The organism is Kitasatospora sp. CB01950 (assembly GCF_001905465.1).
In the GTDB taxonomy this organism is placed as follows: domain Bacteria; phylum Actinomycetota; class Actinomycetes; order Streptomycetales; family Streptomycetaceae; genus Kitasatospora.
The window spans coordinates 1-26,955 of sequence record NZ_LISX01000013.1 but is presented as its reverse complement, the minus strand read 5'-3'; the positions used below and the strand labels follow the sequence as shown (position 1 = coordinate 26,955).

The following is a 26,955-nucleotide window of genomic DNA, read 5'->3' as shown; positions in this document are numbered from 1 at the left end:
GTCTGGCCTCAAACTCATTGTCGGATTATCACGCACACTGATGCGTTCGACCGGAGCAGAAAGCAGGACCCTCATGGCTTCCCATCGACGCCCGAAACAAGCGAGCCGCGCCCGCACCTACGTCCTGACCGGTGCCGCCGCCACCGCGGTGGCCCTGTCGGCCCAGGTGAGCGCGCACGCTGCCCCGGCCCAGCCGAACAAGAACGAGGTGAAGGCGCAGGTCGACAAGCTGCTGGAGGAGCAGGAGCAGGCGGCCGAGAAGTACAACGGCGCCAAGGAGAAGGCCGACCAGCTGCGCAAGCAGGCCGACCAGCTGCAGGACCAGATCGCGCGCGGCCAGGAACAGTTGAACGAACTGTCCACCGGGCTGGCGGCGGTGGCCGGCGACCAGTACCGGCAGGGCGGCATCGACCCGTCGGTGCGCCTGATGCTCTCCTCCGACCCGGACCGGTACCTGTCCCAGGCGTCCTCCTTCGACCAGGCCGCCAGCACCCAGGCCGAGACCCTGAAGGCGCTGGACGAGCAGCAGCGCCGGCTGAACCAGCAGAAGCAGGAGGCCTCGGCCGTCCTGGCCGACCTGGACGGCCAGACCCGGGCGCTCGACGACGCCAAGGGCACCGTGCAGTCCAAGCTGCAGGAGGCGCAGCGCCTGCTGGCCACGGTGTCCGCTGCCGATCGCGCGGAGATCGTCCGGGGCACCGACGGTTCCGCCTCGCGCAGCGCCTCCCGGGTCGACCCGACCACTCTGCCCCCGGCCACCGGCGCGGCCAAGGTCGCGGTGGAGGCCGCGCTCAGCAAGCAGGGTGCGGACTACATCTGGGGCGCGTCCGGCCCGAGCACCTTCGACTGCTCGGGTCTGATGGTGTGGGCGTACGCGAAGGCCGGCGTCTCGCTGCCGCGCACCTCGCAGGAGCAGGCCACGGTCGGCACCAACGTGGGCACGGACTGGCACAACGCTCAGCCCGGCGACCTGGTGATCTACAAGTCCGACCGGAGTCACGTCGCCATGTACATCGGCAACGGCCAGGTGGTGCACGCGCCGAAGGCCGGTGACGTGGTGAAGGTGATGAAGGTCGACGCCATCTCGATCAATGTGATCCGCCGGGTCTGACGAGCCGGGCGAAGGCCGCGACATCCGATCGCCGATCAGCTCCGGGCGGGGGCGGGGCGGCGGTCGGGCAACTGTCCGGCGACGATCGAGGCCAGTGCGAGGGCGAAGCCCACCAGCTGGACCGGGCCGAGGGTCTGGTCGAGCACCACCGCGCCGAGCACGGCGGCCACCAGCGGAGAGAGCAGCCCGAGCACGGCGACGTTGGTGACGGGAAGGCTGGTGATGCCCTGGAACCAGAGGGCGTAGGTGAGCAGTCCGCCGATCAGGCCGAGCCACAGGTAGCCGAGTGCGGCTCGCCCGCCGACGGCCGGCGGGGCGCCTTCGAAGACGAAGGTCAGTGGGAGCAGGAACAGACCGCCGGAGGTGAGTTGCCATCCGGTGAGCGCCAGCGGGGAGACGCCCTCGGGGCGGCCCCAGCGCTTGGTGAGGGTGACCCCGAGCGCCATGGTGGCGGCGCCGCCGAGTCCGGCCGCCACGCCGACGGCGTCCAGCGCGGCACTCGGGCCGATCACCACCAGTCCGACGCCGAGCACTCCGACCAGGCCCCACAGCAACCGTCGGCCGGAGAGGCGTTGACGCAGCACGACCACGGCCAGCACAGCGACGATCATCGGCTGGGCGGCCGCGAGGGTTCCGGCGACTCCGCCGGGCAGGCGCTCGGCGGCGGTGAACAGCAGCGGCAGGAACAGTCCGATGTTCAGTACGCCGAGAACAGCCGCCTTGCCCCACCAACTGCCGCGCGGCAGCGTCCGGGTGACGGCCAGCGCCATCAGGCCCGCGGGCAGGGCGCGCAGCAGGGCCGCGAACATCGGATGTCCGGGCGGCAGCAGCTGCGTGGTGACCACGTAGGTGGTGCCCCAGACGGCGGGCGCGATCGCGGTCAGCGCCGTGCGCGGCAGGACGCCGGGGCCGTGGCCCGAACTGCCGGACGGTGGACGGGTGGTGAGCGGGTCGGCGGACGGGGTGGGGACGGTCGCTGTCATGTCGAAGAGTCTGGCGTTCACCCGATCGATGAGTCCAACACATGTTTGTCAGCGCATTGATCCGGAATCACGATGGATACAGGATGGGTTCATGGAGCTTCAACAGGTGCGCTACGTCCTCGCGGTCGCCGAAACGCTCAACTTCACCCGCGCCGCGGAGCGCTGCCTGGTCGTGCAATCGGCGCTCAGCCACCAGATCTCCCGCCTCGAACAGGAGCTGGGCGCCCGGCTGTTCGAGCGCACCAGCCGCCGGGTACGGCTGACCCCGGCGGGCGAGGCCTTCCTGCCGGCCGCCCGCCAGTGCCTGGAGGCCGCGGAACGAGCGGCCGCCGAGGTCGCGGCGGCCGTCGGCGAGGTGCGCGGGCGGCTCGCGGTGGGCCTGATCCCGACCGTCACCGCCGTGGACATCCCGGCCGGACTGCACGCCTTCCGCGGCCGTCACCCACAGGTGCGGATCAGCCTGCGGGTCGGCGCCAGCGACGACCTGATCGAACAGGTCCGCCGGGGCTCGCTGGACGTGGCCTTCCTCGGACTGCCGCCGACGCTGCGCCCGCCGGGGGTGACGGCACGCGAGCTGGCCCGCGGCCGCCTGGTCGCGGTCGTGGCACCGGACCATCCGCTGGCCGCCCGCCGCCGGGTGAGCCTGCGCACGCTCGCCGCCGAACCGTTCGTCGACCTGCCCGCGGGCACGGCCGGCCGTACCCAGACCGACCTGGCGTTCAACGCGGCCGGCCTGATCCGTGACGTGGCGTTCGAGGTCAGCGACGCCGCATACATCCCCCGCCTGGTCGGCCCGGGGCTGGCGGTGGCGATGCTTCCTGCCGCGTACGTGTCCCGGCTGACGGGGGTGGCCGTCGTCGAGGTGTCGGACGCGCCCACCCGGGTCGAGACGGCGGTGTGGAGCCGCTCGGGCCGGACTCCGGCGACCGCCGCCTTCCTCGACCTTCTGGGCATCCCTCCCGAAGCCCCGACCGCCTGAAATCACATGACCTGAATATCCGATGATGCACCGTCAGGTCTCCTGGATGTGTCGTCGCGTGTCCCCCCATGTCCACTCCGACGATCCGCTGGCGGGCCGTTCCCGCGCTGTGCTTACCTGACGCCGTGACCGTCCCGGCAGCCTCCTTCCGCCGCCCGAACATCCCGACGGTCCGTCGCCCCCTCCTCCCGTGACGGCTCCGCCCTGCCCGCGCAGCCGTCCGCCCCTCCCCGCACGCGTACAGGAGCAGCATGTCCGAGCAGAGCCCCGCGGCCACTCCCGGCTGGTCGTTCGAGACCCGGCAGATCCATGCGGGCGCGCAGCCCGACCCCGCAACCGGGGCCCGGGCGGTGCCGATCTACCAGACCACCTCGTTCGCGTTCCGGAACACCGCGCACGCCGCCGACCTGTTCGCCCTCGCCGAGCCGGGCAACATCTACACTCGGATCCACAACCCGACCACCGACGTGCTGGAGCAGCGCCTGGCCTCCCTGGAGGGCGGCGTGGCGGCGGTCGCGCTGGCCTCCGGCCAGGCCGCCGAGACGCTGGCGTTGCTGACGGTCGCCGGGGCGGGCGACCACCTGGTCTCCTCGGCGTCGCTGTACGGCGGCACCTTCAACCTACTGCGGCACACGCTGCCCCGGTTCGGCATCGAGGTGAGCTTCGTCGACGACCCGGACGACCTGGACGCCTGGCGGGCGGCGATCCGTCCGAACACCAAGGCGCTGTTCGCGGAGTCGCTCGGCAACCCGCGAGGCAACGTACTCGACGTGCGTGCCGTCGCCGATGTCGCACACACCGCCGGGGTGCCGCTGATCGTCGACAACACCGTGCCGACTCCCTTCCTGCTGCGGCCGATCGAGCACGGCGCGGACGTCGTGGTGCACTCGGCGACCAAGTTCCTCGGCGGGCACGGCACCACCATCGGCGGCGTGGTGGTGGACGGCGGCACCTTCGACTTCGGCGCCCACGCCGAGCGTTTCCCCGGCTTCAGCGAGCCCGACCCGAGCTACCACGGCCTGCGGTTCTGGGACGCCCTCGGGCCGGGCGCGTTCGCCGCCAAGCTGCGGGTGCAGCTGCTGCGCGACCTCGGCCCCGCGCTCGCCCCGCACTCGGCGTTCCTGCTGCTGCAGGGCATCGAGACGCTGTCGCTGCGGCTGGAGCGGCACACCGCCAACGCGCTGGAACTGGCCCGCTGGCTCCAGGCCCGCGACGAGGTCGCGGCCGTCCACTACCCGGGTCTGCCGTCCAGCCGCTGGCACGCCGCCGCCCAGCACTACCTGCCGCGCGGCACCGGCGCGGTGCTCTCCTTCGAACTGCGTGACGGCGTCGAGGCCGGGCGGCGGTTCGTGGACGGGCTGGAGCTGTTCAGCCACCTCGCCAACATCGGGGACGTCCGCAGCCTGGTGATCCACCCGGCGTCCACCACCCACAGCCAGCTGGACGCCGAACAGTTGGCGGCCACCGGCACCGCGCCCGGTCTGGTGCGGCTGTCGGTCGGGCTGGAGAGCGTCGTCGATCTGAAGGCGGACCTGGAGGCGGGCTTCCGTTCGGCGAAGGGCGTGTCCTGAACAGCACTGTGGGCCTTGCCGTCCCGCCTGCCACCGGGGCCTGGCGGGACGGCGACCCGGCCGGCGGGCGGCACTGGTTCGCACTGCCCGGGCCGCTCGCCCTGGAGGCGGGCGGCACCCTGCCGGACGCGCGACTGGCGTACGAGACCTGGGGCTCGCTCACGCCGGACGGCTCCAACGCCGTCCTGGTGCTGCACGCGTTGACCGGCGACAGCCACCTCGCCGGGCCCGCCGCGGCCGGTCACCCCACGGCCGGCTGGTGGGACGAACTGGTCGGCCCTGGGCGGCCCTTGGACACCGACCGCTGGTTCGTGGTGACGCCGAACGTGCTGGGCGGCTGCCAGGGCTCCACCGGGCCGTCCTCCCCCGCGCCCGACGGGCGGGCCTGGGGCGGACGCTTCCCGCTCCTGACCCAGCGCGACCAGGTGGCCGCCGAGGCGCTCCTCGCCGACGCGCTCGGCGTGGAGCGGTGGGCGCTGGTGGTCGGCGGGTCGATGGGTGGGATGCGGGCGCTGGAGTGGGCGGTCGCGCACCCTTCACGGGTGGGCGGGCTGCTGGTGCTGGCGACCGCAGCGGCAGCCTCCGCCGAGCAGATCGCGCACGCCTCGACGCAGTTGCACGCGATCCGCAGCGACTCCGGCTGGCACGGCGGCGACTACCACCATCTGCCGCCCGGCGCCGGGCCGCACCGCGGTCTCGGCCTGGCCCGCCGGCTCGCCCAGATCACCTACCGCAGCGAGACCGAACTCGCGACCCGCTTCGGCCGCGCCCCACAGGCCGGCGAACACCCTTGGCGCGGCGGGCGGTTCGCCGTCGAGTCCTACCTCGACCACCACGCTTCGAAGCTCGCGCACCGCTTCGACGCGGGCAGCTACATCGTCCTCAACGAGGCGATGAACGCCCACGACCTGGGCCGCGGCCGGGGCGGGACGGCCGCCGCACTGCGCCGGGTGACCGCCCCCGCGCTGATCGCCGCCGTCGACTCGGACCGGCTCTACCCGCCTTCCCAACAGGCCGAACTCGCCACGCACCTGCCGCACGCCGACGCCCTCCGGGTGATCTCCTCGCCGTACGGCCACGACGGCTTCCTGCTGGAGACCGGCCAGGTGGCACCGCTGCTCGCCGAACTCCTGCCGGGCGCACACCGATGACGCCGCGACGGGCCGTCGGAGGCGGCGGCCCGTCAGGCGATCCGCCAGCCGTTCCGTCAGGTGTTCCGTCAGGTGTTCCGTCAGGCGATCGAGGCGGCGACGATCGCTGCGGCAGCCAGGTTGCAGCTGGCCGACACCCACACCGCCGGGTGCGGCTCCTTCGAGACCAGGACCGCGCCCAGCCGACCGGGGGTGAGCAGGTCCAGCAGCCAGAACGCGAGCGCCATCAGCAGCAGCCCGAGAACGCCGAAGCACAGCGTGGAGACCAGGCCCTTGCCGAAGTCGTCGTAGGTGGTGCGGATCGCGGTGTACACGATGCCGCCCACGCCGAGGAGCGCCGAACTGAGCAGCAGGGCGGCGTTGCGGTTGCCCTCCGCCCAGATCAGCCGGCCGAGCTTGCCCGGGGTGAGCACGTCGATCAGCAGGTAGCCGAGCAGCAACAGCAGCAGGCCGACCAGGCCGTAGACGGCGGCCGCGCCGAGGCCGTGGACTATCTCGTTCATCAGCGGGGCTCCCCCGGGGTCGCGCGGCCGCGCCGGGCCGCGCCATGGTCAAGGATTGGCAAAAGATAGCCCATCGTCCTGGCGGGTCCTCAGTTTCCGACGGGAATGGTCCGACCATCACACCCTCCGCGTACGATGATCCGCCATGACACCGCCGCCGCCCGCCGCTCCCGCCCCGGACCAACCGATACCAGGCACCCGCCGCCGGTCGGGCTTCGTCACGCTGGGCATGGTCGGCACGCTCGCCCTCACCCTGTCCGGCTGCTCCTCCTCCAGCACTCCGCCCAGCCGCTGCGTCGACCCGACCACGCTGAAGGTGCTGGACAGCCACTCCTGTTCGGCCGGCGGCGCCGGCGCGGGCCGCTGGTACTACTGCGGGTACGGCACCGACACCGTCAACGGCGGCACCTTCGACAAGGCCGCCACCAAGCGCGGCGGCTTCGGCTGCCCCAAGGGCAGCAGCAGCGGCTCGGGCGGCGGCTGATCCCTGATGCGCCGTCACACCATCACTCCGCGCGCCGATTGGCTGGCCACCGTCGAGTCCCAGGGCCTCGTGTACGCGATGTGCTCCGACCCCTGCAATCAGGGCGGCCCACACCCCTACTGGGACGAGAGCGCCTACTACGAGTTCTCCCTCCCCGAGGTCGAGGCCCTGGAGGAGGTCGTCGAGGAACTCCACGAGCTCTCCCTCTCCGCCGCCGACCACGTGGTGCGCACCGGCCGCTTCGCCGACTTCGGCATCACCGACCTCCGACTGGCCGCGGCCGTCGCCGAGTCCTGGCACCGCCGCGACGAACAGCCCAGCGTGTACGGCCGGTTCGACCTCGCCTACGACGGCACCGGCCCCGCCAAGCTGTTCGAGTACAACGCCGACACCCCGACCTCGCTGATCGAGGCCGCCGGACCGCAGTGGTTCTGGCTGGAGGACCGCTTCCCCGGCGCCGACCAGTGGAACTCCCTCCACGAACGCCTGATCGCCTCCTGGCAGCGCCAGAAGCACCTGCTCCCGCCCGGGCCCGTGCACTTCGCCCACTCCCGCGGCGACACCGAGGGCGAGGACTGGCTGACCACCCTCTACCTCCAGGAGTGCGCCGAACAGGCCGGTCTCGAGACCGTCGGCATCGCCGTGGAGGACATCGGCTGGGACGGCCTGACCGGCCGCTTCGTCGACCTCGAACACCGCTTCATCCGTTCCGCGTTCAAGCTCTACCCGTGGGAGTGGCTCGTCGAGGACGAGTTCGCCGACCGGCTCCTCGACGTCATCGACCTCGGCGGCGGCACCGGCTCCACGCTGTGGATCGAACCCGCCTGGAAGATGCTGCTGTCCAACAAGGCGCTGCTGGCCGTCCTGTGGGAACTCAACCCCGGCCACCCGAACCTGTTGCCCGCCTACCTCGACGGCCCGCGCGAACTCGCCGACCCCGACGGCCCCGGCTATGCAGCCAAGCCGCTGCTGGGCCGCGAGGGCGCCGGCATCCGCATCGTCGAACCCGACGGCACCCAGACCCGCCTCGCCGACTGGGCGGGCGACCCGGACCGCTACGGCTCCGAAGGCCACTGCTACCAGCAGTACCACCCCCTCCCCGACTTCGACGGCAACCGCCCCGTCCTCGGCGCCTGGGTCGTGGACGGTGAATCCGCCGGCCTCGGCATCCGCGAGACCGACGACAGCCCCATCACCCACCAGGGCGCCCGATTCCTCCCACACATCATTCGCTGAACCTCCTCACCTGCCGACCCACCGCTGCGACTACGCACTCTTCGCCGTTCGGGATGGGTATCCCCTACGCATTGATCAGCCCACCGACCCACGGCGAAGCTGGTGTCCGCTCTCCCCACCCCCAGTCAGGAGATCCGGATGACCCGCCGCGAACGCTTCCGCCTCTACGCCAGCGAGCACTTCACCGCCCTCGAGCACCCCGCCGCGCGCTGTCCGCGCCGCGGCACCGTCGAACGCCAGACCCGCCGGGCCACCCTCGCCCACCTCGCCCGCCTGCCCCACCACTCCCGGACGGTCGACTGACCGTCACCTGGCGGCCAACGCCTCCGCCACCTCCTTCCGCCCCACCCCGAGCTTGCGCAGGACGCTCGCCACGTGGTGCTCGACCGTACGCGGCGACAGGAACAGCGCCTGCGCGATGTCCTGGTTGCCGGCCCCCTGCGCGACCAGCTCCGCCACCTGCCGCTCGCGTGGCGAAAGAGCCTCGCCGTAACCTCGCCGCCCCGGCGAGGCCGTCCGCCCGAGGCCGAGATCACGCCGGACGTGCTGGCAGCGCGCCGCGTCGGACGCCGCCCCGAGCGTGGTGAAGGCCGCCTCCGCGGCGGTCAGCCACTCGGCCGCGGCCTGCGAGTCGTGCTCGGCCAGCACCCGGGCCAGCCGCTCCTCCGCGCGGGCAGCCTCGTACGGGCGGCCGATCGCCCGCCACGCGTCCCGTGCCCGCCGGTAGGCCTCGGCCGCACCGCCGCCGGTTTCGGTACCGGTGCCGCCGAGGCCGTCCAGCAGGTGGCCCCGGGCCAGTTCGAGTCCGGCGTGCGCGGCCGGTGCATCGACGCCGCCCAGTGCCTCCGCGGCTTCCTCCGTGAGGTGCCGGGCCGCGTCGATGTCGCCGATCGCTCGTGCGGTCTCCACTGCCACCGGCAGTAGCTCCCCGCTGCGCGCCCAGGCCCCCGCCTGCCGCAGGATCGCCACGGCGGACGCCACCACGGCGGCAGCCGCCGCCCCGCCGTGCTCGGCCAGTTCGAGCGCACCGAGACCGGCCGCGGCCCGCAGCGCCGCGGTGACCTGCGACTCCCGCTCCCCGTACTCGGCCGCGCTGGTGAACTCCGCCCTGGCCACCGCCAGCCGCCCCCGCGCGGCGGCCAACCGCCCCAGCAGCATGGCGCGCTCGACACCGGCCATCGCCACGTCCGGGAACTCCGTGCCCAGCGCCGCGAACCGTTCCTCGAGGCCCTGCCAGCGCCCGGCCAGCCCGTCCAGCCGCAGCAGGGCGATCCGGCTGTAGCACTCCAGGTAGGAACTCGCGGCCTGCCGGGCCAACGCCCGGCTCTCGGCGAGCAACCGGCCCGCTCGCTGGTCGTGCCCCGTGTCGAGGGCGATGTCGCCGACGTTGTACAGGGCCCGAGTGGTCTGCCGGACCAGCTCCGGGTTGGTGGAGTCGCGTGGCAGCCGGTCCAGTTCGGGCCACAGCGCGGGGTCGCCCTCGCGGGCCTGGAAGGTCAGCAGGGTGGCCCGGTAGGCGGCGGCGACCTCCTCGTCCGGCTCGACCTCCAGCGCCGCGGCGGCCTTCGCCATGTGCTCCCGGGCGGCTGCACCCGCACCGTCGCGTTCGTTCATCGCCAGCGCCACCAGCGCACGCGCGGCCCTGGCGGGACGCTCGGCGAGTTCGTCGGCGGCCCGCTCGATCTGCGCGAACCCGGCCCGGTCACCGCCCTGGACGGCCACCCGCAGCCCGAGCGTCAACCGGATCTCGCCCCGATCCGGGACCGGCAGACGCGGGTCGGCGACGATCCCGCCCAGCGCGGCGGTGCTCGCGGTGTCGTCGGCGGCGTTCGCGGCGATGGCCGACAGCGCCCGAGCCGCCCGCACCCGCCGCTCGGGGGCCAGATCCGTCTCCGCCAGCAGTTCCCGCAACAGCAGCCCGGCCGCCGCCGGGTCACCCTGCTCGGCCGTCTGCTCAGCAGCTTCCTCGGCCACCCCCTGCCAGGCGGCCCGGTCGCCGAGGGCCCTGGTGTGCGCGGCGATCCGGGCGAGCGGCTGCGGCTCGGCAGCACGCAGCACTGCGATCACCCGCCGGTGCAGCGCCGACCTCACCGGCCCCGGGATGCGCCGATACGCCACCTGCCGGACGGGTTCCCGGCAAAACGCGTACCGGGCCGCCATGGGCTCGGCCAGGACGCCTGCCCGCAGCGCCTCCACCAGGGCCGTCGCCACCCGTTCGGCCGACAGCTGCGCCACCTCGCCGATCACCTCCTCGCTGGTCGGCGCGTCCAACACCGCCACCGTCTCCGCCACCGTGAGTGCGTCCGGTCCGAGCCCGGCCAACCGTTCGGCGACCACGTCTCGCAGCCCGCGTGGCAGCTCGGTCTCCGCCAGTGCCACCGCCGGCTCAGAGTGCGGACCGCTCTCCCGCAGGGCCGCCAGGTCCTCGACAACCAGGGCCGGAAGGCCACCGGACCGTTCGCTCAGCACGGCCACCAGCTCGGGCACCGCCTCCGCGCTCCACTCCCGGGCCGCCAGCTCCCGTACCTCTGCCTCCTCCAGCGGCCCGAGCTGCACCAATCCGCCGGCCACCCCCGGCGGGCAGCGGTAGGCCGCGCCCAGCACCGGCACCCCCCCAGCCAGCTCCTCCGCCCGGTACGTCACCAGCAACGACAGACCCGGCCGAGGGTCCCTGGCCAACAGCAGCAATAGCTCGCGGCTCGCCCGGTCCGCCCACTGCGCGTCCTCGACCACCAGCACCACACGGCCCAGCGCGTCGAGCAGCGCCCGGATGCCTTGCACCAACCGATGCCGTTCGTCCCCGCCCTCGGGTGCGTGCGGCAGCCACGCTCCGAGTTCCGGCAGCCACGACCGAAGCGCACCTGCGCTCGCCGGCAACGGTGCCACCTCCGCGAGCAGCGGACCGCTGGACCGCAACGCATCCAGCATCGGCCCGTACGGCATCGGCTCGGCGATCGGATGGCAGTACCCGCTCAGCACCCGCTCCGGCGCCGTCCCGGCCACCGCCAGTGCCTGCCGCACCAGTGCGGACTTCCCGGTACCCGCCTCGCCTTCCACCAGCACCACCGAGGGCACCGCCCGCAACGCTGCGGCCAGCCTAGCCAGCTCACGCCGCCGCCCGACGAACCCCGGCACTCCGCCGCCCCTCATCACTGCGCACCTCCTCCGTTCGCCCACATCGTTCCCGCCGACCGCACCGACCGACCAGTCCGCTCGATCTCCGAGCCACTCACATTCCCTGCTGCACCACCGACCCGACCAGCTCCGCCCTCCGTCTCCCGTCGCCGCCGTCCTACCTCGGCACCACTTCACACTCAACAAAGCCGACGCCGGTCCAGCTCCGCCCCTCGCCCGACCAGCGCCCCCGCTCACTCGCCTCCGCCCAGCTGTCCCGCAACGCATTCCCAGGCCGCCGCCACCGCGTCCTGTTGCGAGCCGGGTGGCTCCCTGGCAAGCATGAAGAAGCTGCGTGGGACCTCACCCCGAGTGACGAGGACAGGTGTTGTCATGACCGACTGGGACTCCCAGGACCCGGATCCTGCCGAGGACGACGGCGTTCTCGAACCGGCCGACTCCCTGCTCACGGACCGGCTCGACGACGACCCGCTGGACACCGGCATCCTCCCCTCCGACCGATACCACGGCGCGACCGCGTACGGCACCACGCCCAGGGAGGCAGCACGCGGGGAGTCCCTGGAGCAGTTGCTGTCCGAAGAGGAACCCGACGAAAACTCCGAGGTGGTCGACGACCGCTGGACCGCCGGGCCGTCCCCGCGTGCCGGACGCCTGGTCGAGGACGGAATCGACACCGCCGGCTCCGACGTGGGCCCCGACGGCGGGGCGGCCAGCGCCGAGGAGGCCGCCGTGCACCTGGTCTACCCCGACGAGGACGCCGAGGCCGAGTTCGACGACGCCGTCCCCGACGAACCACTGCGCGAGGCGGTCGGGTTCACCGTTCTCGACGACCTGGCCGACCGTGTGCCCGACGACGAGTACCGCTGACGTCCACCGCCCGCTCCCGTCCGTCTCACCTGCTCATCCGAACCTCCAGGTCGGCCACCAGCAGCTGCGGACCGGTCTCGTCCGCCTCCGCCACCACAGACCCGTCCGGCGCCCACACAGCACTGCCTCCACAGCCCGTCCACGGCCCGGCGACACCGACGTGGTTGGCCAGCACCACGTGCATCCCGCTCGCCTTTGCGATCGCCGGATGCACCGTACGCCGCTCTTCCCGCCCGCCCGCGGTGCCGTACAGCGAACTGGCAAGGTGGACCTGGCACCCCAGCTCGGCGTTCCGCGCCGTCACCTCGGGAAAATGGTTGTCGAAGCAGGTGGCCAGCGAGTAGCCGACCCCGTCCAGCCAGAACCGGCCGCCACCGCTGCCCGCCGTGAACACCTCCTGCTCGTTCTCGTACAGGTGCTCCTTCGCGTACGTCGTCACCACCGCCCCGTCCGGCCCGAACACGGTGCTGACGATCTGCGGCTCACCACCCGGACCCGCGGTAACGCCGTTGACCACCACGGCTATGCCGACCTCACGCAGCGGATCGAGTCGCCTGTCGTCCGGCTCCGCCCACAGCCCGCGGTCCGTAGCGATCATCTCGAGCTCGTACCCCGTAAGGCAGAGCTCCGGGCCGAACGCCACGACTGCGCCGGCCTCCCGCGCTTCCCGCGCCAGCTCTGCAATCTGCCCGACGTTCGCTTCCACGTCTCCCGGCACGCACTCGAACTGCGCCGCCGACACCCGAACCTGCACCATGCCGCTTCCCTTCCCTGACACTCCGACCTCCCGCTTTGACCGACCACCGTCGCCCCGGCCTCACCCGGAGGCCGAACGAGGCTACCGACCTGCGCCTTCCCGCAGTCGCCCGAAGACGGTCGACTCCGGTTGGTTCGGCAGGAACGCTCTGATCTGCTCGGCGCACTCGCGGGGTGAGTACGCTCCGCTGTCACATTCCAGGTCGTAGTCGCCATGACGGTGCACCAGGTCGTACTGAACGGCCGCCAGCCCGGATGGCCGGTTACCCCTGGCGGTCTCACGTCGAATCAACTCGTCCAGGTCACAGCGAACCCCTACGAACAAGACCCGATAGGGGCTGAGCACGTCGAGACAGTCCGCCAGCCGCCACGGTTCGCTCAGGACGTGGTCGACGACCACGTTGTTCCCGACTTCCGCCATCGCGGCGATCGACCGATGGAACCCCATCCTGGTCCGCTTCAGCGCCTCGTCGAACTGAGCCTGTTCCATGGCCCGCTTGGTCCGCATCGCGTTGAACGTGTCGACGCCGAGATGGAACCAGACCTCGTCGTCGAGCACGTCCAGCAGCTCGTGCGCAACGCTCGACTTCCCCGAACTGGATGTGCCATTGAGAAAAATGATGCGCCCCACCGTCTCACCCACACGACCACCCCTGTCACGTTTCCGACTGCAGCCAACCTTGCCAGATCAGCAGACCTCACCACTCGGCAGCCCCCGGAATCGACGCAGCCAGGGGCAATAAGCTTTCCACTATGAACACCGAACACTCGCCTTTCCTCCTGACCAGAAAATCGGCCAGACGATTTCCTCGACCGCCGGCTGAATCCGCACCCGCAATGCAGGCGGAATATTCCGATCGCCATCCACAGAGTCATTATTAGCCGACAATCAACAAAGGACCTCCCGGGACACCACCCGATGGGGGCACAACACGGCTCACCCCAGTGCCCGCACCGCCTTGCCCACGTTGGACCTTGCGGCATCGTCGACTCACTGACCGACTGCCACACCCGACCGGTTCAACGGAGGTAATCCATGCCCACCATCACCGTGTTCACCTTCAATGGAATGAGCTGCGGCCACTGCGAGCGCACTGTCACCGCCGGGTTGAACGCGCTGCCCGGCATCACCGGCGTCAGCGCCGACATGCAGGCCGGCCGAATCATCATCGAGTCGTCTCAACCCCTGGATGACGACCAGGTCCGAGCCGCCGCCACCTCTGCCGGTTTCACCCTCGGCGACCGCCTCTGACCTACGGCATCGCCGTGGGGCGCCTCAGCCCCTGGCAGCTGCCGTCCGCCGGTGCCGGCCCGTCACTCTGCCCACTCATCGGCCGGCACCTCCTCTCAAGCTCGCCGCCGCCATCGCCAGTTCTACCGCCGCCGCAGCCTCACCAATCTCGCTCGGTGGCAGTATTTCCGGGTCCACTCTTTCGGGTAATTAGCTGTAACACCAACGTCTGCTGCCGGAGGGGCCACCGAAGCCCTGCGAAAAGTCCCCCGGAAAATAATTTGCAGGCGGTCCGACAGCCCTCTAGTCTTCGAGCCACTGACGGCAGGTCGGTTCTACCAAGGGTTCGATACTGACCCAGCAAAGAACTGACGCCGAGCTTTCGCTTTCAGCTTTCGAGAGGAGGTTCCGCGGTGGTTCCGATAGCTCGTCCCAGCCCCACGGCGCACCCGATCGCTCGCGCGACCACCTGATCCACCACCTGCGGGGGGTCATCACGGATCGTCACGATCGGGATCGCCTCCCGCTCTTCCCTGTTCCGGAGGCCCTGTGATCTTCCGTCCGATCCTTCCCCAAGAGCTGGACGCTGTCCTTTCCTGCATCCAGCCCGACCCGTCCACCATGCTCTCCGCCGACGTCGTCCGGTCCCGGCTCGCCGACGGCGAGTACCGTCCGGAGTGGATCTGGGTCGCAGAGACAGGTCCTGGGCGAGCGCCGTTGCTGCTCGCCATCTGGTGGGGCATGCCTGGCGACACCCACCCCCGAAGCCTGGACGGCCTGTTCTCCACCGCTGCTTCATCGGTTCTCAGCCGTCCCGATGCGCGCACGTTCCCTCCGTCCCAGCCTTCCGGCGATCCGCGCTCCGCAACTGCTGCTGCCTTGCTCACAGCCGCCCATCAGGCCTTCGCCGCTGACGGCCTCACCGCCCTGCCGGAGTACCATCTGTTCCTGCCGCCGAGTTGGCGCGACCAACCCGAGACTGCGGCTGCGGTGAAGTGGCGCCGCGAGGCGTCGAAGGCGGCCGGTCTCCGCGTTGTCACCGAACGTCTCCGCTTCGAGTGGACTGCGGAAGGCCCGGTCCCCTCCGTCTCGGAGCGGCTCGTCTTCACTCCGGAGCCCGACGACGAGGTGTTCGTCGATCTCTTGCGCCGCACTCTCCCCGGGAGCCTGGACGCGGCCACCACACGAGAGGCGTTGCTCGTCGGGCCCGAGGAGCAAGCCCGGAACGATGTCGCCTTCTATCGCCACGACATGCTCGGTGAACGCTCCTGGTGGCGAATAGCCCGGATGTCCACAGGTCAGGTGGTCGGCTTCGGGATCCCCTCGCGCAACTGCAACACCTCGGTGGTGGGCTACCTCGGTGTCCTCCCCGAGTTCCGCGGACGGGGCTTCGTGGCCGAGATCCTCGCCGAAATCACCCGAATCCTCGCCACCGAGGCCAAGGAGACCGTCGTCCGTGCCGACACCGACCTCACCAACCACCCCATGATCGCCGCCTTTGAACTGCTCGGCTACAGCGAGATAGCGCGCCGGCTGGTTCTCTCCGCTGGCTGATCAGCCCCACCGCATAGCCAGTCGGGACAACCGCCCATGACTGCCGTCGGCCGGACGGCCCGCCCCAGCCGCCGTTCCAGCTCGCCGTCCGGCCGACGCCTGACCACCTGCCGGTGCCTGGCTCGTAGCCGTCGTCTTCCATGGAAAGGAGTTCGCCATCAAGTACGACTTCCTGCACAGCACTCCGCGCAACCTGCGGTCGGTCTCAACTCAACGAGAACGCGCCCGCCGGTGGGGGCGGCGAGTCCTCGGCGGTCGCATCTGTGACCGGCTCGGAAGCCTGCTGCGGCGATTCCGTCAGCCGGGCCGGGAAGGGGTCGGAGGCGAGCAACCGACTCAACTCCTTCGCGGGCAACGGCTCGTCGGAGCCGATCAGCAGGACGTTCCCGTAACGGCGGCCCCGCAGCACGCTGGGCTCGGCCACCAGGCAGACGTGGGCGAAAACTGCAGCAACCGTGGCCACTTGGGCCTTGGCGAATGCAAGCGGCGGGCCGTCTGCGAGGTTCGCCGCGTAGCATCCGCCGGGCCGGAGCGTGGCCGCGGCCAGCCGGACGAACTCCACACTGGTGAGATGCGCCGGCGTCCGCGAGCCTCGGAACACGTCGGCGACCACCACGTCGAACGTCCCGGGCGCCACAGATTCGAGTGCCGACCGGGCGTCGCCGACCACCACGTCGATACCGGGCGGCCAGGGGAGGTGCTCTGCTATGAACTCGATCAGCGGGCCGTCGACCTCGACCACTTGCTGCCGCGAGCGAGGCCGAGTCCGAGCAAGATAGCGAGGCAGAGTGAGCGCGCCACCGCCAAGGTGCAGGACATCGAGCGGCTCCCCGGCATCCGCGACCACGTCCAGCAGGTGAGCGATCCGCTGGACGTACTCGAACTCGAGATGCGTGGGGTCCTGAAGATCGACATACGACTGCGGCGTGCCGTCGAGGGTGAGCAGCCAACCCCCCTCGTCATCGATGTCGGGCATCAACTTGGCGGTCCCCAGCGCCACCTCGCGCTCCACAGGGCGCGGGTCCGGCAGTCCGGCCGGTCCGGTCATCGGACAGGCCTCCGAAACGTGACGGGGCGGAAAACGATCGACGAAGGGACAGCCATGCGGGCAGCTTAGGCCCGACCAGGGCAGTCTTCCCAAACGGAGCGACCTACCGCCCGGTATGGTCGCGGAAGTGGTACCGCCTCGGAGAGCCCGGGGCGGCGCGGCAGAGCAGGAAGTGGGTGTGGCTGGCATGGAGTTCCGCGAAGACATCCTGGGTGCCCCGTACGAGGCGGCGGAGCTCCCACTGGTCCCGGACGAGGAAGGGGCGGTCAGTGCCACCCTGGTCCGCAGACTGGTCCCGGGTTCCCGCCGAGCGGTGCTGTATGTGCACGGCTACACCGACTATTTCTTCCAGACCCACCTCGCCGACCACTTCGTCGCCGCCGGCTATTCCTTCTACGCCCTGGATCTGCGCAAGTACGGCCGGTCGCTCCGTCCGCACCACTCCCCCAACTTCGTCACGGACCTCGCCGTGTACGACGAGGAGTTGGACGAGGCGATTCGCGTGATCCGGGAACTCGACGGTCATACCCGGCTGCTGGTGAACGGGCATTCCACCGGCGGGCTGGTGACTGCGCTGTGGGCGTCCCGGCGCGGCGGGCATGGGCTGGTCGACGGACTGTTCCTCAACAGTCCGTTCCTGTCAATGCCTGCCTCGCCTGCGGTTCGTACGCTCGGGGCTCCGGCTCTCGATGCCCTCGGCCGTGCCTCCCCCACCCGGAAGCTGCCCGCCCCGCTCAACCCGCACTACGTCCACAGTCTTCACCGCGAACACCGGGGCAGCTGGGATTTCGACCTCGCGATGAAGCCGGCCGAGGGCTTTCCGCTCTACGCCGGCTGGCTGGCGGCGATCCAGCGTGGGCACCGCACGCTCCGGCGCGGGATCTCCGTCGACTGTCCGGTACTGATGATGGCTTCCACGGCTTCCACCGTCACCAGTCGGTGGGATCCCGCACTGATGCACACCGACGCGGTCCTGCGCGCCGATGACATCGCCGCACTCGCGCCGCGCCTCGGCCGTCATGTCACCACCATCCGCATCGAAGGCGGTGTCCACGACCTGGTCCTCTCGGCCGAGCCGGTCCGGGCCCAGGTGTTCGTGGAGCTCGACCGCTGGCTCGCCGCTTACTTCCCCACTCCATGACCGCCTCGCGGCGAGCACCTCAGCTCTCCGAGCGCTGTCGCTTGCGGCGGCTCGCGGGCACCCACGGTGTCTCCGCACCGCCGCGCAGTACTGACACCACTCCGAGACCGGCCGCGCTGACCGGAACGGCGAGCAGCGCTCCGATGATTCCGGCGATTCCGGAACCGGCTACCACCGCAATCATGATCGTCGCGGGGTGGAGCTCGACGGTCCGGCTCTGAATGACCGGCTGGAGGATGTTGCCCTCGATCGCCTGGACCGCCAACACCACACCGAGAGCCCAGAGAGCGGTGCCGAGACCACCGTTCGCCAGGGCCACGAGTACCGCGACCGTCCCGGAGAGAAAGGCCCCGACGAACGGAATGTAGGACCCAAGGAAGACAAGAGCGCCCAGGCCTGCTGCACCCGGGACGCCGAGGAGCAGCAGTCCGATGGAGATGAAGGTCGCGTCGATCAGCGCGATCAGGGTGGTGCCGCGCATGAAGCCGGCCATGGCCGCGAAGGCCTGCTGACCGCAGGCGATCACGGTGTCGGAGTGCTTGCCCGGCATCGTCTCGTGAATGGCGTCACCGAACCGGTGACCGTCGCGCAGGAAGAAAAAGACCAGAGCGAGGGCGAGCACACCTCCGGTCAGCAGCTGAGTGATCAGGCCGAGTCCGGACAGCACTCCGTTGGCGAGGGAGTCCACCAGGGTGCTTCCCGAACCGGCGCTCTGCCGAAGCGCGTACTGGATCCGGTCGCCGAGCGGTCCGAGCCAGGAGGCGATTCGGTCGCCCGCCTGCTGAAGACCCGCAGCGATCTGCGGGGCGCTACTCACCAGTGAGTTGACCAGCAGTCCGATGCCGCCGGTGACAACCAGCACCAGAGTGGCGCAGGTCAGCCCTGCTGCCGTGCCACGGCTGACGCCCCGCTTCACCAGCCATGGCATAACGGGGTAGAGCAGGGCGGTGGCCAGCAGGGCGATCAGCATCGGGATGGTGGCTGCCCTGAGTTCCACGACCACGAACACCGCGAACCCGGCGACGGTGATGAAGAGGATCACCGCTGCGGACCAGGCGGCGGCCGCGCGGATGGACGGCGGCAGCATCAGGGCCGGTCTCCGATTGTCCGGTGCCGCACTTCGGGTGGTGGCCACCGCCGTACCCGTACCCGCACCCGACGAACTCTCAGTACCTATGGAGGTGGTTCCACTTGATGTCGATCGCTCACCAGATGCGTGCGCCGCGCCGGAGCCAGCAGTCCCATGGTCGCTCTCCCCGGCCTTCCCGCCAGGGACAGGACCGTCGGACCGCTCTCCGCTGGCCGCACCGGTTGCGCCGTCGTCGGCATCGGCATCGGCTGGACCGTCATGCCCGCCGTCCGGTGGTCTGCGATCAGCCGGCTCTGCTGCTGACGGGCCCCGATCCGAACCGTTCCCCTCGGGCTGCTCCGGACCGGCCTCGTCGTCGGGCTCTGTCGGCGGTCCGCCGTGCTCGTTCGACTCGTGTGGGTCCGGGGAGCCTTCCATTGCCACCGCCACCTCCACCGCTGACGCGCCGTCATGATCGTCTCATTTCAGCACATAACGGTCATCGCGGCAGATAGCCCGCTGCAGTACGTACGATGCGGCGCGCTGGACGCACCGTCGCCGCCGCCAAACCAGCCACCACCTGGCCCCGCCGCTCGGCTTCACCCCCGCCGAGACCCCCGCCTGACCACCGACCGCGCCCACGCACCCACGCGCCCTCCCCGAACGCGCCGACAAGCAGATCGGACACCTCTATGACTTCACGTGCCATCACGGCCGTCGGCGTTCTCAGGCTGCTGGCCGGAGCCGCCACTCGGGTCGCCGGCCGCCGGGCCGATCGGCGGCGGTCAGCCGCGGTGCTGGTCGATCGTCCGGCGCAGCAGTGCCACCCGGTTGGAGGTGAGCGAATCGACGCCGAGGTCGAGCATTCGCCGCATCGTCCTGCGCAGGTCGACGGTCCAGGTGGCGAGCGCAAGGCCTGCGTCGTGCACGGTCGCGACCAGGCGCTCGTCGACCAACCCGAAGGGAGGATTGAGGTAGGTCGGGCGCAGTTCTTCCAGCAGCCGCTGCTTGGGCAGTTGAGGCCGGTTCCAGGTCAGCGAGATCTCCGCCTGGGGAGCGAGCTCCCGCACCGCGAGCATCGCGAGAACGGGCCCGCAGAACGCGACACGGTCGGCCAGTCCGAGGTCGCTGACGGTCCGCCAGGTCGCGGCGGCCGGCTGGGCGTCGTCCAGGTCGATCAGCAGCTGTCGGCCGTCGGTCTGTGCAACGGCGGTGAGCGTCTCCGCGAGGGTGGGGATCCGCAGGCCGGGCGCGGCCACCTCGGCGAGCTGTTCGGCGGTCACGCGGTTGATCGGGCGCGGGTCGTTCCAGAGCCGCTCCAGGGTCCGGTCGTGGAGCAGTACCGGCACGCCGTCCCGGGTGAGTTGCACGTCGACCTCGACGGCGTCCGCTCCTGCGGCAAGGGCGGCGCCGACCGCAGGCAGGGTGTTCTCGCGGTGCTGGTACGGCTCGCCTCGGTGGGCAACGGCGCGCACGCGGCTCTTCAACGGGGTCGTCCTCTCGCACGGTCGGGCAACTCACACCACGGGCCGCTTCGCCAGCGGTTGGCCGCAGGACTCCGCATCCTAGGCGGCACCCGTCCAGCACTGCGCAGGTACCTCCGGCACCTGATGGCGGCCGCCGCGTCCCGCCGGTCCGGAAGGCCGTCGGGCCACCGGCCGCGGCTCACCGACCGGGCAGCGGGTCAGCGACGCTCGACGACCACGTTGGTCGACTTGATGACGGCGGTGGCGGGTGCACCGGGCACCAGGCCGAGTTCCTCCGCCGAGTCCCGGCTGATCAGCGAGACCACTCGGAACGGCCCTGCCTGGATCTCCACCTTTGCGGCCACGTCGCCCAGCACGACCGCGGTCACGATCCCGGGGAACCGGTTCCTCGCCGAGGACCGACCCTCCGCATCGCTGTTCTCCGGGCGCGCCAACTCACGTGCAAAGGAAGCGAGTTCAGCCCCGGCAATGATCCGGTGTCCGTGTTCGTCACGGGTCGCGGGCAGGCGCCCCGCGTCCACCCACCGTCGCATGGTGTCGGCACTCACCCCCAGCATGGAGGCCGCCTCTCCGATGCGGTACGGGTGGACGGGCCGGTCGGGGATGGCCATGAATGCAGCTCCTGGGCGGCTCGCGGTAATCGGGACAGACTCCGCCATCCTGCCGTACCGGCAGCCACCCCCGCTCACACCCCACTCTCGGCCGCTGCCGGAGCCTCACTCGCCTCCGAAGAGTTCGCGTCGCGCCGCATCCCCGGCGGTCAGCACCGCGCCGGCCAGCACCGCGCCGCCGCCCGCCGTGCCGGCCCGGACCTCGGTGGCGAGCGGAGAGAGCCGGGCCAGGTGGCGTTCGACTCGGGCGGCCAGTTCGGAGCCTCCCGCCTGGCCGATCTCGCCGCCCAGCACCACACAGCCGGGGTCGAGGACCACGCAGATCGCGGAGGCCCCGACGGCGATCCGCCCGGCCAGTTCGTCGAGGAAGTCGTCGGCTCCGCTCCGTACGGCGAGGCGGACGACGGCCTCGGCACCGGGTTCCGATCCGGCGGGCTCGGCGGTCAGGCCGTGGCGGGCGCCGAGTTCGCAGATCGCGGCGCTGGAGGCCAGCGAGTGGAAGCCGCCGTCGCACCGGGTGGCGTCCGGCAGGCCGCTGGTCCCGGGGACGGGCAGGAAGCCGATCTCGCCGGTTCCGCCGGAGGCACCGCGCCGCAGCCGGCCGTCCAGCACCACCGATGCGCCGATGCCGTGGCCCAGCCAGATCAGGGCGAAGTCCTTGCGGCCCCGCGCCGCGCCGATCCGATGCTCGGCGATCCCGGCCAGGTTCACCTCGTTCTCCAGGATCACCTCCGTACCGGGACGGGCACGCAGGGCCGCGAGCAGTTTGCCGTGCCACTCCGGCAGCTTTCCGGAGTTGTTGAGCGAGCCGCTCACCGGGTCCACCAGCCCGGGCGCGCCGACGGCGACGGTGTGCAATTCGCGGGCGCCGACCTCGGCTGCGGTCGCGAGCAGCGTTTCGACGGTCCGTTCCACGAGCAGGTCGCCGTCCCCCGCCCCGCCCTCCGCGACCTCGCCCGCTTCCGCGCGGGCAGACCTCGAGGCTGGGCCGTCCGCCCAGGCCGATGTCCGTGCCGTGGCCGCGACGGTGGCCGTGCCGAGGGTCTGCCCGGTCAGATCGGCCACCACCAGACTGACCCCGGTGGCCCGGATGTCGATCCCGGCGAGGTGGGCGCGATCGGCGACCAGTCCGTACAGGCGGGCGTTGGGGCCACGGCGGAGTGCGGCGCTCTCCCCGGCCTGGGCGACCAGTCCGCTGCGCTGGAGGCGCTCGAGCAGATCGGCGACGGTGGGCCGGGAGAGCCCGGTCAGCGTGCGCAGGTCGGATGCGGTGAGCGGGCCCCGTTCGAGCAGCAGGTCGAGAGCGAGCCGGTCGTTGATGGCCCGGGCGGTGCTCGGCGTGGCGGTGCGAGCGGTCGTCATGAGCCTGCATCCTTCCAGAGGTTTCTATCAGGCAGGGTCCCTGATAGTTTATTGCCAATCCGACCGACCCAAGGGGGGAGCCCGGCATGGGCGAAACTCTCAAGGACGTCCGGCGCGCAAGACTGAGCGTGGCGCTGGTGTTCGCCGTCCACGGTGCCGTCACCGGCACCTTCGTCAGCCGCATCCCGTGGATCAAGGACCAGCTGGATCTGAGTCCTGGTCAGCTCGGTCTCGCCTTGGTGTTCCCGGCGATCGGTGCCTCGCTCGCGATGCCGCTGGCCGGTCGCATCGTGCACCGCGCCGGTGCCCGGGCGGCGCTGCAGGGGTTGCTGTCGCTGTGGTGCCTCTCGCTGGTGCTGCCGGCGTTCTCCCCCAACCTGGTGGTCCTCTGCCTGTCGCTGTTCGTCTACGGCGCGACGTCCGGCATGTCGGACGTCGCGATGAACGCCCAGGGCGTCGAGGTCGAGGAACGGCTCGGCCGGTCGATCTTGTCGGGCCTGCACGGGATGTGGAGCCTGGGCGGCCTGGTCGCCTCCGGTTTCGGCGTGCTCGCGGCGCACCAGCAGGTGGACGCCCGGGCCCAGTACACGGTGACGGCGCTGATCCTGGTCGTGCTCGCGCAGGTCGTCTCGCGCGGCGTGCTGGACGTTCGACCGACCACCGACCAGGAGGTGCCGCCCCGCTTCGCACTGCCGCCGAAGGAATCCCTGGTCATCGGCCTGGTCGGTTTCTGCGCCGTCTTCGCCGAGGGCGCGTCGATGGACTGGAGCGGCGTCTACCTGCGCGACATCACCGGTGCCTCCGCGTCGACCGCCGCCGCCTGCTACACGGCGTTCGCCGCCACCATGGCCGTCGCCCGGCTGGCGGGCGACGCGGTGGTCCGGCGGCTCGGCCCGGTACGCACGGTACGGGTCGGCGGCGTGGTCGCCACCGTCGGCGGTCTGCTGGTGGTCCTCACCCGCAGCCCGTACGCGGCCATTCCGGGGTTCGCACTGATCGGCATAGGCATCGCGGTGGTGGTTCCGCTCGCGTTCGCCGCCGCCGGCCGGGCCGGCAGCAACCCGAGCCAGTCCATCGCCGGTGTCGCCACCATCACGTATACCTCCGGCCTGGTCGCCCCGGCCGTGGTGGGCGGCATCGCCCAGTCCAGCTCGCTGACGGTCTCCTTCGCCGTCGTCACGCTGCTGGCGGCCGCGCTGGTTCCGTCCGCCACTGCCATGCGCCACCGCAAGGAGACCGGCTCCCCGGCCGGGGCCGGTTCCCTGGAGCCCACCGGCTGAGGTCGCCGAGACCGGACCACGGCCCGGCCCGGTGGCACCTCCCGCCGGGCCGACAGCCGGCCCTGCCGCACGAGGAGCGCGGCCCCGAGCCTCGTCCGTCACCGGCGGGCGCGCCACGGAGCACGCCGAGCGCGCGAACCCACGCCGCCGCGCCCGACGGCCCGTTGCCACATCTCAGCCCGTCCGTCGCTGCGTCACACGCCACAGCCGGCGCGGCAGGTCGCCTTCCTCGAAGGGTTCGACCTCGGCCGGGCCCCAGCCTTCCGCGAGGTGATCCACCAGGTCGCGCGAGAAGAAATGCACCGCAAAGCCGCCGTGCTCCCAGATGTCGTCGCCCTGGCCGGTCCCGGCCCGGTAGTGCGCGTCTCCGGTGTGTCGCACGGTGTACACCAGCACGCCTCCGGGGCGCAGCACCCGCCGCACCTCACCGACCAGCGCCTCCAACTCGGCCGCGGTCAGCGCCATGCAGAACAGCATGTGCGCGTACACCGCGTCGACCGACCCGTCCGGCAGGCGCAGCGGCCGACGAACGTCCTGCACCAGGGTGGTCACCGCCAAACCGTCGGCGGCGGCGCGGGCACCGAGCTGATCCAGGCCGACGGGGCTGAAGTCGGCCGCGATGACGGCGAAGCCCCGGCGGGCGAAGAACAGCGCGTCGCGCCCATGGCCGGCGCCGAGCTCCAGAACGACTCCCCCGGGCGGGAACACCGTGGCGGCGCACTCCGCCGACTCCGACGGCCGGTCCCCGTACATGCCGGGGTGCGCGGAGTATGTCCGCTCCCAGTGCTCACGCTGCGCCCGCGCCAGCGAATCGCCCATCTGCTCTCGCCTCTCCGTCCCATGGTCCGCCCGCCGGCCACCCGACCGGCCCTCCGAGGCCAGCCCAACCAACCCCATGAGACCGACCCGGCCGACCCGGCCGCGCCGACAAGGCAGGCCGCTCCGGCAGAGAGCCGTCGTCGATCCCGGTGACAAGCGGGTCCATCCTGCCGTGGGATGCTCGTCGCCATGAATTCCGCCCCGCGAAACCCGATCGGCGCCCATGTCCCTGTTGCCGGGAAGGGGCTGGTGGGCACGGGGTTGGCCTATGCCGCCAAGGTCGGTGCGGAGGCGGTGCAGGTGTTCGTCGCCAATCCGCGCGGGTGGGCCACGCCGGCCGGGAATGCCGCGCACGATCTGGCGTTCCGGACGGCCTGTGCCGAGCAGGGCATCCCGGCGTACGTCCACGCGCCGTACCTGATCAACTTCGGGTCGGACTCGGAGGCGACCCGCGAGCGCTCGGCGGAGTCGCTGACGCATTCGCTGCACCGCTCGGCGGCGATCGGCGCGCTCGGTGCGGTGGTTCACACGGGATCGGCGCTGTGCGGCACCCGGCAGGAGGCGCTGGCCCAGGTTCGCGCGCACGTCCTGCCGATCCTGGACGGCCTCGACCGGTACGGGGACGATGCCCCGCGGCTGCTGCTGGAGCCGACCGCCGGTCAGGGCAGCTCGCTCTGCGCGCGGATGGAGGACCTCGCCGCCTACCTGGACGCGCTCGACCACCATCCGCTGGTAGGCGTCTGCCTGGACACCTGCCACGCCTTCGCCGCCGGTCACGACCTGGCCGCCGCCAACGGCGTCGACGAGCTTTTCGACGCGCTGCACCGAGCAGTCGGCCCGGACCGGCTCAAGCTGATCCACGCCAACGACTCGCAGGACGTCGCGGGCGCCCGCAAGGACCGCCACGAGAACATCGGTACCGGCCACATCGGTGCCCCCGCGTTCGCGGCTCTGCTGGCGCACCCGGCCACCGCCGGCGTCCCGCTGATCATCGAGACTCCGGACGGCCGCCACGACCCCGAGCGCGTCGAAGGCGTCCGCCACGCCGCAGACATCGCCCTGCTGAAGAAACTGCGCCGGCCCGCCGCCTGATCCCGACCGCGCCCATGAACGCGTCCACAGCAAGGCGCAAGTACCGGGAGGCCGCATTGGGCGGCCGGGCCCTGGTGAGAGCTCCCCCCGACACCCTCTCGGCAATTGGCCGAGGCCCCTTCGGCGCCGCGCAACCCCTACCGGGGCCCCTCGACAACTCTCGGTCACAGCGCCGGTTAAGCTCCCCGGGTGCCCGCCCCGCAGCCGATACCCGGCCCCACCGCGTCACGCCCCGCCGACGCCGACTCCAGCGCGACCAGCACCACCCCGAGCGCAGGCCCGAACGACAACGCTCCCACCAGCCACCTCCACCCGCACCGCCGCGCGCTGCTGCGCCTCGGTCTGCTGGTGGCCGTCCTGGCCGCCGCCGCGGCCTCGCTGCTGCTCTGGAGTCCGGCGGCGGTGCTCGCGGCGGCAACCGGTCCGTGGCGGATGCCGATCGCGTTGGCGGCCTACGCGTTCGGGACGGTGGCGTTTCTGCCGCGTCCGGCGTTGAACGCGGGGATGGGGCTGCTGTTCGGGTCCCTGTGGGGCGTGCCGCTGGCGGTGGCCGGGTCGGCGATCGGCGCGATCGTGGCATTCGCGCTCGGCCGGTCGCTCGGCCGGGAGGCGCTGCGGCCGCTGGTGCGCGGCAAGGTGCTGAGCGAGATCGACCGCCGACTGTCCGAGCAGGGTTTCCGCAGCGTCCTGTTGGTGCGGCTGTTCCCGGGGGCGCCGTTCCAGGCGGGCAACTTCGCGTGCGCGTTCTCGGGCGTCCGATTCTGGCCGTATCTGGCGGCGACTGTGCTCGGTGTCGTCCCGACCACGGCGGCCTACGTCATCGCGGGGGCGAGCGCGAGCTCGCCCGGTTCCCCGGCGTTCCTGATCTCGGCGTCGGTGATCGCGGCGATGTGCGTGTTCAGCGCCGTCTCGCTCTGGCGTGCCCGCCCCCGCCGCTCCGCCTGACCGCCTCGCCTCACCGCTCGGACGCTGCCACTCCCCTACCGCTCGATCTCCGGCGACCACTCGCCGACGATCCGCAGCCACACCGTGTTGACGATCATCAGCGCGCCGAGCCAGATCGCCCAGCCCGCGTGTCCGGTGACCGCCAGCAGGGCGACCGAGCCGCCCCAGATCAACAACTGGACGCCGTACCAGGCCGCTGCCGAGTCGCGTACGGGCCGTCGCGGCGCTGCGTACCGTCCCCACAGCACGGCCGCCGCCACCGGAAGCACCAGCGCGATCAGCACGCGCACCACCACGGGGCCTCCGCCCCACAGCCCGTAGCCGCCGACCGCCAACGCCACCAGGGAGGCCAGCTCCAGCAGCAGACGTAGCGCCAACTGCACCCCCGTCATCACCTTGCGCACACCCGCACCCCCACCCGCATTAACAAGCAACGACTACCCGATCATCGCACCGCACCCCCTCGCCCACACCCACCCCGCACCCCGCCCCACCCCCCACCCTGCCCCGCCCCACCCGAACCGCACGGCACCCTGCCCC

At 71.6% G+C, this 26,955-nt stretch carries 26 protein-coding genes; 14 read left to right on the top strand and 12 right to left on the bottom strand.

All coding sequences use genetic code 11. The annotated features are described in order from the left end of the window. Positions 1-73: 73 nt before the first annotated feature. A complete protein-coding gene (locus AMK19_RS26855; protein WP_073816132.1) occupies positions 74-1,111 on the top strand; it encodes a C40 family peptidase in 1,038 nt (345 codons plus the stop codon). Between the two features lie 35 nt (positions 1,112-1,146). On the opposite strand, the gene AMK19_RS26850 is transcribed toward AMK19_RS26855, so the two are convergent. After that, a complete protein-coding gene (locus AMK19_RS26850) occupies positions 1,147-2,094 on the bottom strand; it encodes an EamA family transporter (protein WP_083647411.1) in 948 nt (315 codons plus the stop codon). Between the two features lie 91 nt (positions 2,095-2,185). On the opposite strand from AMK19_RS26850, the gene AMK19_RS26845 reads away from it, so the two are divergent. The 3 genes from AMK19_RS26845 (at position 2,186) to metX (ending at position 5,795) form a co-directional block, all read left to right on the top strand. Beyond that, entirely contained in the window at positions 2,186-3,073 is an 888-nt protein-coding gene (locus AMK19_RS26845) for a LysR family transcriptional regulator (RefSeq protein WP_073816130.1), read from the top strand. A gap of 251 nt (positions 3,074-3,324) precedes the next feature. Further along, positions 3,325-4,644 carry a bifunctional o-acetylhomoserine/o-acetylserine sulfhydrylase gene (locus AMK19_RS26840; RefSeq protein WP_073816129.1) on the top strand — a complete coding sequence of 440 codons (1,320 nt, stop codon included), beginning with the start codon at positions 3,325-3,327 and terminating at the stop codon, positions 4,642-4,644. A gap of 8 nt (positions 4,645-4,652) precedes the next feature. Then, the gene (gene metX / locus AMK19_RS26835) at positions 4,653-5,795 is read left to right on the top strand and encodes a homoserine O-acetyltransferase MetX (protein WP_083647393.1); all 1,143 of its coding nucleotides are present in this window, start codon (positions 4,653-4,655) and stop codon (positions 5,793-5,795) included. An 80-nt stretch (positions 5,796-5,875) separates the two neighbouring features. Here the strand turns inward: metX and AMK19_RS26830 are convergent, their stop codons facing one another. Beyond that, positions 5,876-6,298, bottom strand: coding sequence for a DUF350 domain-containing protein (locus tag AMK19_RS26830; RefSeq protein WP_073816126.1), 423 nt, complete (start codon positions 6,296-6,298; stop codon positions 5,876-5,878). Between the two features lie 145 nt (positions 6,299-6,443). Between AMK19_RS26830 and AMK19_RS26825 the strand changes: the two genes are divergently transcribed. From AMK19_RS26825 to AMK19_RS36145, 3 genes are all read left to right on the top strand, one after another. Continuing rightward, positions 6,444-6,782 carry a hypothetical protein gene (locus AMK19_RS26825; RefSeq protein WP_073816124.1) on the top strand — a complete coding sequence of 113 codons (339 nt, stop codon included), beginning with the start codon at positions 6,444-6,446 and terminating at the stop codon, positions 6,780-6,782. A 6-nt stretch (positions 6,783-6,788) separates the two neighbouring features. Next, positions 6,789-8,018 (top strand): glutathionylspermidine synthase family protein, encoded by a 1,230-nt coding sequence (locus AMK19_RS26820; RefSeq protein ID WP_073816122.1) that lies wholly within the window; start codon positions 6,789-6,791, stop codon positions 8,016-8,018. 138 nt (positions 8,019-8,156) lie between these two features. Further along, on the top strand, positions 8,157-8,321 hold the full coding sequence (locus AMK19_RS36145; RefSeq protein ID WP_158071950.1) for a hypothetical protein: 165 nt from the start codon (positions 8,157-8,159) through the stop codon (positions 8,319-8,321). Between the two features lie 3 nt (positions 8,322-8,324). Here AMK19_RS36145 and AMK19_RS38265 read toward each other — a convergent pair whose 3' ends face one another. Next, on the bottom strand, positions 8,325-11,168 hold the full coding sequence (locus AMK19_RS38265; protein ID WP_073816120.1) for a helix-turn-helix transcriptional regulator: 2,844 nt from the start codon (positions 11,166-11,168) through the stop codon (positions 8,325-8,327). 357 nt (positions 11,169-11,525) lie between these two features. On the opposite strand from AMK19_RS38265, the gene AMK19_RS26810 reads away from it, so the two are divergent. Then, the gene (locus AMK19_RS26810) at positions 11,526-12,020 is read left to right on the top strand and encodes a DUF5709 domain-containing protein (protein WP_073816118.1); all 495 of its coding nucleotides are present in this window, start codon (positions 11,526-11,528) and stop codon (positions 12,018-12,020) included. A gap of 25 nt (positions 12,021-12,045) precedes the next feature. On the opposite strand, the gene AMK19_RS26805 is transcribed toward AMK19_RS26810, so the two are convergent. Both AMK19_RS26805 and AMK19_RS26800 read right to left on the bottom strand, forming a co-directional pair. After that, the gene (locus AMK19_RS26805; protein WP_073816117.1) at positions 12,046-12,777 is read right to left on the bottom strand and encodes a carbon-nitrogen hydrolase family protein; all 732 of its coding nucleotides are present in this window, start codon (positions 12,775-12,777) and stop codon (positions 12,046-12,048) included. 81 nt (positions 12,778-12,858) lie between these two features. Further along, the gene (locus tag AMK19_RS26800; protein WP_073816115.1) at positions 12,859-13,419 is read right to left on the bottom strand and encodes a chloramphenicol phosphotransferase CPT family protein; all 561 of its coding nucleotides are present in this window, start codon (positions 13,417-13,419) and stop codon (positions 12,859-12,861) included. Between the two features lie 393 nt (positions 13,420-13,812). Between AMK19_RS26800 and AMK19_RS26795 the strand changes: the two genes are divergently transcribed. Together AMK19_RS26795 and AMK19_RS26790 are read left to right on the top strand one after the other, a co-directional pair. Further along, entirely contained in the window at positions 13,813-14,028 is a 216-nt protein-coding gene (locus tag AMK19_RS26795) for a heavy-metal-associated domain-containing protein (protein WP_073816113.1), read from the top strand. A gap of 528 nt (positions 14,029-14,556) precedes the next feature. Beyond that, the gene (locus tag AMK19_RS26790) at positions 14,557-15,561 is read left to right on the top strand and encodes a GNAT family N-acetyltransferase (protein WP_073816111.1); all 1,005 of its coding nucleotides are present in this window, start codon (positions 14,557-14,559) and stop codon (positions 15,559-15,561) included. A gap of 205 nt (positions 15,562-15,766) precedes the next feature. Here AMK19_RS26790 and AMK19_RS26785 read toward each other — a convergent pair whose 3' ends face one another. Then, positions 15,767-16,609 carry a spermidine synthase gene (locus AMK19_RS26785; RefSeq protein ID WP_198953465.1) on the bottom strand — a complete coding sequence of 281 codons (843 nt, stop codon included), beginning with the start codon at positions 16,607-16,609 and terminating at the stop codon, positions 15,767-15,769. Positions 16,610-16,796: 187 nt separating this feature from the next. Between AMK19_RS26785 and AMK19_RS26780 the strand changes: the two genes are divergently transcribed. After that, a complete protein-coding gene (locus AMK19_RS26780; RefSeq protein ID WP_241844615.1) occupies positions 16,797-17,750 on the top strand; it encodes an alpha/beta hydrolase in 954 nt (317 codons plus the stop codon). Between the two features lie 19 nt (positions 17,751-17,769). On the opposite strand, the gene AMK19_RS26775 is transcribed toward AMK19_RS26780, so the two are convergent. The 4 genes from AMK19_RS26775 to AMK19_RS26760 form a co-directional block, all read right to left on the bottom strand. Then, positions 17,770-18,837 carry an AI-2E family transporter gene (locus AMK19_RS26775; RefSeq protein WP_083647392.1) on the bottom strand — a complete coding sequence of 356 codons (1,068 nt, stop codon included), beginning with the start codon at positions 18,835-18,837 and terminating at the stop codon, positions 17,770-17,772. Positions 18,838-19,604: 767 nt separating this feature from the next. Next, a complete protein-coding gene (locus tag AMK19_RS26770; protein WP_073816106.1) occupies positions 19,605-20,306 on the bottom strand; it encodes a glycerophosphodiester phosphodiesterase in 702 nt (233 codons plus the stop codon). Between the two features lie 197 nt (positions 20,307-20,503). After that, on the bottom strand, positions 20,504-20,917 hold the full coding sequence (locus AMK19_RS26765) for a TOBE domain-containing protein (protein WP_073816105.1): 414 nt from the start codon (positions 20,915-20,917) through the stop codon (positions 20,504-20,506). Positions 20,918-21,022: 105 nt separating this feature from the next. Beyond that, complete coding sequence (locus tag AMK19_RS26760; protein ID WP_073816103.1) at positions 21,023-22,279, bottom strand: ROK family transcriptional regulator; 1,257 nt, start codon at positions 22,277-22,279, stop codon at positions 21,023-21,025. An 86-nt stretch (positions 22,280-22,365) separates the two neighbouring features. Here AMK19_RS26760 and AMK19_RS26755 point away from each other — a divergent pair, with 86 nt between their 5' ends. Further along, entirely contained in the window at positions 22,366-23,559 is a 1,194-nt protein-coding gene (locus tag AMK19_RS26755; RefSeq protein ID WP_073816101.1) for an MFS transporter, read from the top strand. A 174-nt stretch (positions 23,560-23,733) separates the two neighbouring features. Here AMK19_RS26755 and AMK19_RS26750 read toward each other — a convergent pair whose 3' ends face one another. Next, positions 23,734-24,378: a class I SAM-dependent methyltransferase gene (locus AMK19_RS26750; RefSeq protein ID WP_073816100.1), complete on the bottom strand. Its 645-nt coding sequence runs from the start codon at positions 24,376-24,378 to the stop codon at positions 23,734-23,736. A gap of 189 nt (positions 24,379-24,567) precedes the next feature. Here AMK19_RS26750 and AMK19_RS26745 point away from each other — a divergent pair, with 189 nt between their 5' ends. Both AMK19_RS26745 and AMK19_RS26740 read left to right on the top strand, forming a co-directional pair. Next, a complete protein-coding gene (locus tag AMK19_RS26745) occupies positions 24,568-25,470 on the top strand; it encodes a deoxyribonuclease IV (protein ID WP_073816342.1) in 903 nt (300 codons plus the stop codon). Positions 25,471-25,659: 189 nt separating this feature from the next. Continuing rightward, positions 25,660-26,415 (top strand): TVP38/TMEM64 family protein, encoded by a 756-nt coding sequence (locus tag AMK19_RS26740; protein WP_083647391.1) that lies wholly within the window; start codon positions 25,660-25,662, stop codon positions 26,413-26,415. A 35-nt stretch (positions 26,416-26,450) separates the two neighbouring features. Here AMK19_RS26740 and AMK19_RS26735 read toward each other — a convergent pair whose 3' ends face one another. Further along, positions 26,451-26,819: a YrdB family protein gene (locus tag AMK19_RS26735; protein ID WP_083647390.1), complete on the bottom strand. Its 369-nt coding sequence runs from the start codon at positions 26,817-26,819 to the stop codon at positions 26,451-26,453. Positions 26,820-26,955 lie beyond the last annotated feature (136 nt).

Bases quoted from the DNA above. Each gene is read 5' to 3' on its own strand.
- AMK19_RS26855 (WP_073816132.1), top strand. From the start codon at position 74: ATGGCTTCCCATCGACGCCCGAAACAAGCGAGCCGCGCCCGCACCTAC.
- AMK19_RS26850 (WP_083647411.1), bottom strand. From the start codon at position 2,094: ATGACAGCGACCGTCCCCACCCCGTCCGCCGACCCGCTCACCACCCGT.
- AMK19_RS26845 (WP_073816130.1), top strand. From the start codon at position 2,186: ATGGAGCTTCAACAGGTGCGCTACGTCCTCGCGGTCGCCGAAACGCTC.
- AMK19_RS26840 (WP_073816129.1), top strand. From the start codon at position 3,325: ATGTCCGAGCAGAGCCCCGCGGCCACTCCCGGCTGGTCGTTCGAGACC.
- AMK19_RS26830 (WP_073816126.1), bottom strand. From the start codon at position 6,298: ATGAACGAGATAGTCCACGGCCTCGGCGCGGCCGCCGTCTACGGCCTG.
- AMK19_RS26825 (WP_073816124.1), top strand. From the start codon at position 6,444: ATGACACCGCCGCCGCCCGCCGCTCCCGCCCCGGACCAACCGATACCA.
- AMK19_RS26820 (WP_073816122.1), top strand. From the start codon at position 6,789: ATGCGCCGTCACACCATCACTCCGCGCGCCGATTGGCTGGCCACCGTC.
- AMK19_RS36145 (WP_158071950.1), top strand. From the start codon at position 8,157: ATGACCCGCCGCGAACGCTTCCGCCTCTACGCCAGCGAGCACTTCACC.
- AMK19_RS38265 (WP_073816120.1), bottom strand. From the start codon at position 11,168: ATGAGGGGCGGCGGAGTGCCGGGGTTCGTCGGGCGGCGGCGTGAGCTG.
- AMK19_RS26810 (WP_073816118.1), top strand. From the start codon at position 11,526: ATGACCGACTGGGACTCCCAGGACCCGGATCCTGCCGAGGACGACGGC.
- AMK19_RS26805 (WP_073816117.1), bottom strand. From the start codon at position 12,777: ATGGTGCAGGTTCGGGTGTCGGCGGCGCAGTTCGAGTGCGTGCCGGGA.
- AMK19_RS26795 (WP_073816113.1), top strand. From the start codon at position 13,813: ATGCCCACCATCACCGTGTTCACCTTCAATGGAATGAGCTGCGGCCAC.
- AMK19_RS26785 (WP_198953465.1), bottom strand. From the start codon at position 16,609: ATGACCGGACCGGCCGGACTGCCGGACCCGCGCCCTGTGGAGCGCGAG.
- AMK19_RS26780 (WP_241844615.1), top strand. From the start codon at position 16,797: ATGGAGTTCCGCGAAGACATCCTGGGTGCCCCGTACGAGGCGGCGGAG.
- AMK19_RS26775 (WP_083647392.1), bottom strand. From the start codon at position 18,837: ATGCTGCCGCCGTCCATCCGCGCGGCCGCCGCCTGGTCCGCAGCGGTG.
- AMK19_RS26765 (WP_073816105.1), bottom strand. From the start codon at position 20,917: ATGGCCATCCCCGACCGGCCCGTCCACCCGTACCGCATCGGAGAGGCG.
- AMK19_RS26760 (WP_073816103.1), bottom strand. From the start codon at position 22,279: ATGACGACCGCTCGCACCGCCACGCCGAGCACCGCCCGGGCCATCAAC.
- AMK19_RS26755 (WP_073816101.1), top strand. From the start codon at position 22,366: ATGGGCGAAACTCTCAAGGACGTCCGGCGCGCAAGACTGAGCGTGGCG.
- AMK19_RS26750 (WP_073816100.1), bottom strand. From the start codon at position 24,378: ATGGGCGATTCGCTGGCGCGGGCGCAGCGTGAGCACTGGGAGCGGACA.
- AMK19_RS26745 (WP_073816342.1), top strand. From the start codon at position 24,568: ATGAATTCCGCCCCGCGAAACCCGATCGGCGCCCATGTCCCTGTTGCC.